At 67.2% G+C, this 5,843-nt stretch carries 5 protein-coding genes; 1 reads left to right on the forward strand and 4 read right to left on the reverse strand.

Annotated features, from left to right (window positions below; translation table 11 throughout):
- Positions 1-748: 748 nt before the first annotated feature.
- The 4 genes from BM362_RS50155 to BM362_RS48560 all read right to left on the reverse strand — a co-directional run bounded on the left by BM362_RS50155 (position 749) and on the right by BM362_RS48560 (position 2,366).
- Positions 749-880: a hypothetical protein gene (locus tag BM362_RS50155; protein WP_280142773.1), complete on the reverse strand. Its 132-nt coding sequence runs from the start codon at positions 878-880 to the stop codon at positions 749-751.
- A 396-nt stretch (positions 881-1,276) separates the two neighbouring features.
- On the reverse strand, positions 1,277-1,759 hold the full coding sequence (locus tag BM362_RS48550; protein WP_208865485.1) for a transposase: 483 nt from the start codon (positions 1,757-1,759) through the stop codon (positions 1,277-1,279).
- Positions 1,756-1,986 (reverse strand): hypothetical protein, encoded by a 231-nt coding sequence (locus tag BM362_RS48555; RefSeq protein ID WP_208865486.1) that lies wholly within the window; start codon positions 1,984-1,986, stop codon positions 1,756-1,758. The genes BM362_RS48550 and BM362_RS48555 overlap by 4 nt, the downstream gene beginning before the upstream one ends.
- A 221-nt stretch (positions 1,987-2,207) precedes the next feature.
- Positions 2,208-2,366, reverse strand: a complete 159-nt coding sequence (locus tag BM362_RS48560; protein ID WP_208865487.1) for a helix-turn-helix domain-containing protein — start codon at positions 2,364-2,366, stop codon at positions 2,208-2,210.
- Between the two features lie 602 nt (positions 2,367-2,968).
- Here BM362_RS48560 and BM362_RS40850 point away from each other — a divergent pair.
- Positions 2,969-5,404, forward strand: coding sequence for a penicillin acylase family protein (locus BM362_RS40850; protein WP_093576790.1), 2,436 nt, complete (start codon positions 2,969-2,971; stop codon positions 5,402-5,404).
- Positions 5,405-5,843 lie beyond the last annotated feature (439 nt).

Below are 5,843 nucleotides of genomic sequence, written 5' to 3' on the forward strand. Positions count from 1 at the left end.
CCGTCCTCAGTGGCTGGCCTTGCAGCTTGCGGAAGTGCTCCGTCGATGCCGGTGAGTGATCCTCCGGCCGAACCGCGGGGCGGTCCCGTGGTCACGGCGCTTTCGCCTGAGGGCACGCCGACGGCGGAGGAGCCGTTGCCGGCTTCGCCGTTGTCGTCCATCCTTCCTGGTTCGGGCTGAATGCGGACCGGGTGACGGTGCTCAGCTCGGGGCGGATACGGCGGGATGCTGATGCGGGCAGCGGGCTGGGGCTTCCAGCGTGCGGGTCGAATCTGGACACAGGCGCGGATCCGGTGACCTGTCGGCCAGTTGCGCAGACAGCAGGAAAGTCGCAGCCCGCCGAATCGCTCACGGGTTCACCGCTGGTTCCAGCCGAGCTGCTCGCCTTCCGCGCCAGCGGCGCGGCGAAGGGGCCGTTGCGTTCGACGAAGCAGGAGGGAAGTCCGGTTTTATCGCTCTGTGTCGGAGGATCCCTGTGGTGATAGCAGACGCGAGCGCGTCGGTGTCCAGGTCGCGCAGCGCTGCGGTGCCGCAGGTCGGTGCGTCGTCGGTTCTGGTCGGCAACGTTGAGGCTGCAGACGGCGTCAACGTTGGCTGCGCCTGCCGATGCGGTATCCCCCGCAAGTCGGACTGGGGGGATCATTTTTCGCAACCCTGTTATGTCATCGAGCTTCTGCGGTCGATCTCCGCTTTCAGCGCTGACCAGTCGCGGAACCCGTAGGCGATCGCTGTTTGGGCTGCGCCGAGACTAGCTTGCGGGGAAGATCGCGTTGATAGCCTTCATGGCTTCCGTGTCGCCATTAATTGCTGATTTTCGCAGCTCTTTCGCCTGCTTGCGCAATTGCTCCAGATTCGGATGGTCCGGCAATGTCTTTGGCACAAGCTCCTCCTCGGCGCTAAATGCATAAGGTGACGCTCGCCATGATCTAATGATGTGGCCGTATTCTAGCATGCGGATCCTCGGGCGAGCCTTCAGGCGAAGGTTCGAGGCTGTGTCGGTGGCTGTAAGGCTTCGGCGAAGACGGCTGGGTCGACGACACGCCTGGATGCGGATCGACGGTCAGGCCGATTGACGGCCGGAGTGCGTGTGCCGACCGCAGGCTCCAGTCTGAGCTGAGGCGCGTCCGATCTTCCGCCGCGGGAAGAGATCGCTGATGCTGCCGTGGAAGCCGATCGGGCAAGCGTGCCCGGGCGTAGGTCGGCGAGTTCGGCTGCGGCCAGGGCGAAGCGGCCTGTCCGGAGTCTCGCGAGACTGCCGAAATCACGTGGCAGAGCTCTAGTGTCTCGTGAACCTGATGTTCTTACTTTCCGTTGTTGTCGACGAGCTTTTTGACGTTGGCATGGACGAGGCGGACCTGGGCCGGGATCTCCTCTGCGGTGGCGGTCGAGGCGAAGGGCTTGGGGTTGGTGTTCCAGTGGGTGATGTAGTCGCGGATCTGTTTGATTTGCCGCTGGTGAAGGTGCCGCGCCGGATGGATTGGCGGGTGATGATCCCGAACCAGGTTTCGATCTGGTTGACCCACGCGGCACCGTTCGGGGTGAAGTGGAGCCGGACGTTCGGGTTGGCAGCCAGCCACTTCTGGATGCCGGGAGCGGGGTGGGTGGACAGGTTGTCCAGTACCCCGTGGATCTCCTTGCCCGCGTGGGGTTTCACCGCTTTCTCCAGAAAGGTCAGGAAGTTCGCGGCGTCGCGGACGGGGCAGCACTCCCCGCTGGCCTCGCCGGTGCCGATGTGCAACGCGGCGAACAGGTTGGTCACGCCGTGCCGCACGTGCGTTTCTCGGTCTTGCCGAAGGTGATCGGCAGCAGCGGCTGGGTCCGGTCCAAGGCCTGCACCTGCGTCTTCTCGTCGATGCTGAGCGCGATCGCGCCACCAGGCGACTCCAGATACAAGCCCACGATGCCGGCGGCCTTCTCCGCGAACTCCGGATCTTTGGCGATCTTGAACGTGTCCTGCGGTGCGGTGCCGATCCGTTGTCCCGCCATAGTTTCGCCACCTAATGATGCGAGATCGACCCGCCTTCGGTGCGGGTGACGCAGCCGGCCATCTCCCTCGACGACCAGTGCGACAAGCCCGACCCCGCCGGCGGCGACGTGCGCGACAGGGCCAGCACCCGAGCCCGGACCGACGCGGACACCTGCTCGCCGCCCGCTCCAGGACGATGATCCGGCGGCCCCGCGATCCCGTCCGCGGCACAGCTGGCCAGTCACCGATCCACCGTCGGCCGCGACACCCCGGCAAGAACCGCGATGTGCTTCTTCAGCCGTCCCTCGGCATGCCAGAGCACGATCCGCGCCCGGGTACCCACCGTCGCCGCCACATCCGGGCTGTTCGCCAAGCCCCGCAACTCAGCCTGCTGGTCCACTGTCAACCCCGCCCCGCCAGCCAACACCAGCTACCATCAAACCAAGGTGAACAAAGTAAAATCACACGACACCAGCCTCCGTGCCACAGCAGCGCTCTGGTGTTCAAGCTGCGCTGGCGCTGGGCCGATACCGGCCGTTTCGGGGTGCCGAGACTTTGCGCGTCAAGCGTCGGCGACGTGCGATCGACTGGATTTCCGAAGGCTCTGAACGGGAATTAACCCAATCGGCGGCAATTTGGGCATGAGCAGTCACGATTCGACCGGCGAACCGGCCGATCGTTACTGCGCAGGAGTTGCGCAGGGGACCGATCGTTCGCGGACGTGCGCATGTACCCCTTGGCGAGCGCGGCGCGTCACCGGCGATGCCGCTGGCAGGGCGCGACTCGCGACGCTGAGCCTTGCCCTGGGATGCCGGGCACTTCTAGGGTGCGACTGGGAAGTCGTCGAACTTCGCCTTCGGTTCGGCTGCGGCGGACCTCCGTTTCCGGCGGCCCGCGCGTTGGTGCGGATGGCTCGGGCCGCCGCGTGCGCGTGAAATGCTCAGACGGTTGCCGGCTGTGCGCAAGACGTTTCGCCCAGTGCGAGAGACAGGGTGTTGCCAGATGATGAAGGTCGTCGCGTGCGGCATCGTTTCGTTGTTGATCGGAGCGCTGGAAATCGCGGCCCCGGCTGCGGTTTCCGCAGTGGCAACGCCTGCGTTTGCCGCAATTCCATCGAATCGGCCGGAGACTGTTTCCGAAATCGGCTACCGGGCGGAGATCCGGCGAACGAGTTACGGGGTACCGCACATTCTGGCCGCGGATGTGGGCAGCGTGTCGTTCGGGCAGGGCTGGGCCTATGCCGAGGACCGGCTGTGCGATCTCGCCGACCAGGTCGTCAAGGTGCGTGGAGAGCGCTCGCGGTGGCTGGGTCGCGGTCCGGGCGACCGGTACCTGTCGTCGGACATCGCGTACCGGACGCTGGGCCTGACGGACCGGGCCGGGCAGGAATTGCCGAAGCTGTCGGCCGGCGCCCGGGCCATGCTCGCGGGTTACGCCGCAGGATACAACCGGTACCTGAGGACCGTCGGACCCGCGGCGGTCCGCGGATGGTGTGCGGGAGCGCAGTGGATCGGCCCCATTTCGCCCGTGGATCTCCTTGCCTATCAGCAGGATCTGGCTCTGGTGTCGAGCGGGCGTGCACTGCTTCCCGCGATCGCTGTGGCACAGCCGCCGGGTGCCGGAGGGGCGAAGGATGTGCATGTCCCGCCGGACGTGGTGGCCAACGCGGCCAGGAGACTGGTCGCGGCGAAAGGCGCCACTGCGGGTGTGGGCAGCAACGGCTGGGCGATCGGCGACGAACGATCGGCGAGCGGGCGGGGTGCGCTGCTGGCCAATCCGCACTTCCCCTGGCAGGGCGAGCTGCGGTTGTGGGAGAGCCAGCTCACCGTTCCCGGAGTGCTGGACGTTTACGGCGCGGGGGTCGGCGGCCTGCCCGGGATTCAGATCGGCTTCAACGAACGAGTGGCCTGGACGCACACTGTCGCTCCGGGTGCCAGGTACACGTTCGCCGAGCTCAAGCTGGCGCCGGGAGACCCAACGAGCTACCGCGTCGGCGATCGGGTGCTGCGCATGCGTGCGAAGACGGTGTCCGTGCCGGTCCGGGAGCCGGACGGAGGGACCGTCGTGCTGACCCGGACGATGTGGTCAGGCGCGCACGGGCCCATCGTGGACCTGTCCTCGCTGGATCCCGCATACGGCTGGCGCACGACCAGCGCCGTCGAGTACCGCGACGCGAACGCCGGCAACGTCCGGCAGCTGGACTTTTGGCTCGCTGTCGCGAAATCCAGCAGTGTCGCCGAAGTCGCCGCCCTGAACGCCAAGTACGGCACCGCGTGGCTGAACACCGTGGCGGCGGACCGCGCGGGGGCGACCTGGTACGGCGACGCGGCGAGCACTCCGGATCTCTCGCCCGCGGCGACCGCGGCGTGGCTGGCGAGCCCGATCGGCCTGCTCGACGGCAGTGATCCCGGTCAGGACTGGCTGATCGAGCCCGGGGCGGCGGCACCGGGCTTGCTGCCCGCCTCGCGCTGGCCGCGGCTGACCCGGCGTGATTACGTCTTCAACGCGAACAACAGTCCGTGGATCGCGAATCCTCGGCAGCCGATCGAAGGATTTCCCGCGCAGCTGGGCGAAGAACGGGCGGCACTGCCCGCGCGCGCTCGGTTCAACGCCATGCTGCTCGCCGATCCCGGGCCGCACCGGCGATTCGGCCTCGGCGATCTGGTGTCGGCGGTCCTTTCCAACGAAACGCTGAGTTCGCGGCTGCTGCTGGGGCCGGTGCGTGACCTGTGCCGCGAGCACGCCGGGTCGGCCGGGGACGGCTGGCGCGACGTGGTCAAAGCGTGCGCGGTGCTGGATGGCTGGGATGGCCGGTTTTCCGTGCACAGCAGGGGTTCGGTCCTGTGGAGGGAAACTATGGCGGGCGTGCTGGCGGCGTATCCGGACGCGCTGGTCGCGCCGGGGCCGTTGCTGAGTTCCGCCTTCGATCCGCGTGATCCCGTGCATACCCCCGGGGGGCCGAAGCCTGATCCGAAGGTGCTCGGCCAAGCGCTGGACAAAGCGCGGCGGACGCTGGAAGCAGCCGGGTTCCCGCTCGACGTAGCGCTCGGCGCGGTGCAGCACAGTGAGAAACGCGGCCGGGACTTTCCGGTGCCGGGCGCGCCCGACACCTTGGGCGCGCTCGACGTGGCCGAGTACACCGCGGAACCCGGAACCACGACCGAGCCGGTCGTCCCGCCCGGCGCCGGCGGCGGGCTGACCAAGGCCGGTTACCCGGTGAACACCGGCACGAGCATGCTGCTCGCGGTCCAGTTCACCGGACGCGGTCCGGTCGCCAAGGGGCTGCTCACCTTCTCCGAATCGAGCGACCCGGCCTCCCCGCATTTCGCCGACCAGCAGGCGCTGTTCGCCCGCGGCGCGGTCCGGGACTGCTTGTTCGCCGAGCCGGCGATTCTGGCCGACCCGAACCTGCGGACCGCTGTTGTCTCCGGGGCGTAGCGTTCGTGCCGAGCAGTCCCCGTCCGCGTCCGATCCGACCGAACGCGTCCCCTCGGCGAGAAATGGTGGCGCGGGTTTCTTCATTCTGTCGACGGAACGTGACACCGCTTCCGGTCCGTCACTCAGACGGCCGCTTTTTCGCGAAAAGTTCACGGTAGCTGGTACCGTGGAGATCTACGCGGAATACAGCAGGTTTCAGGAGTGGCCGCGAGCGGTTGTTCAACGTTATGTCGCATGTTTTTTTGTGCAATTAGTGGTTGTTCGAAGAAAGCTCCGTGTGGTATTCCGGGGAATCGCGGATCGAGTCGTAGGCGCTGGCGGACGGCGGCCTCGTCCGGCGTCGCGCGCGGGAATGCCGGAGTCGTTGATGCCCCCGGAGACATTCGAGGGGCGCCTTCCGGCGGCGGTCCGTCGGCGCCACGTACAGCGGAGGTGACTG

The organism is Amycolatopsis rubida, from assembly GCF_900115345.1.
GTDB lineage: Bacteria > Actinomycetota > Actinomycetes > Mycobacteriales > Pseudonocardiaceae > Amycolatopsis > Amycolatopsis rubida.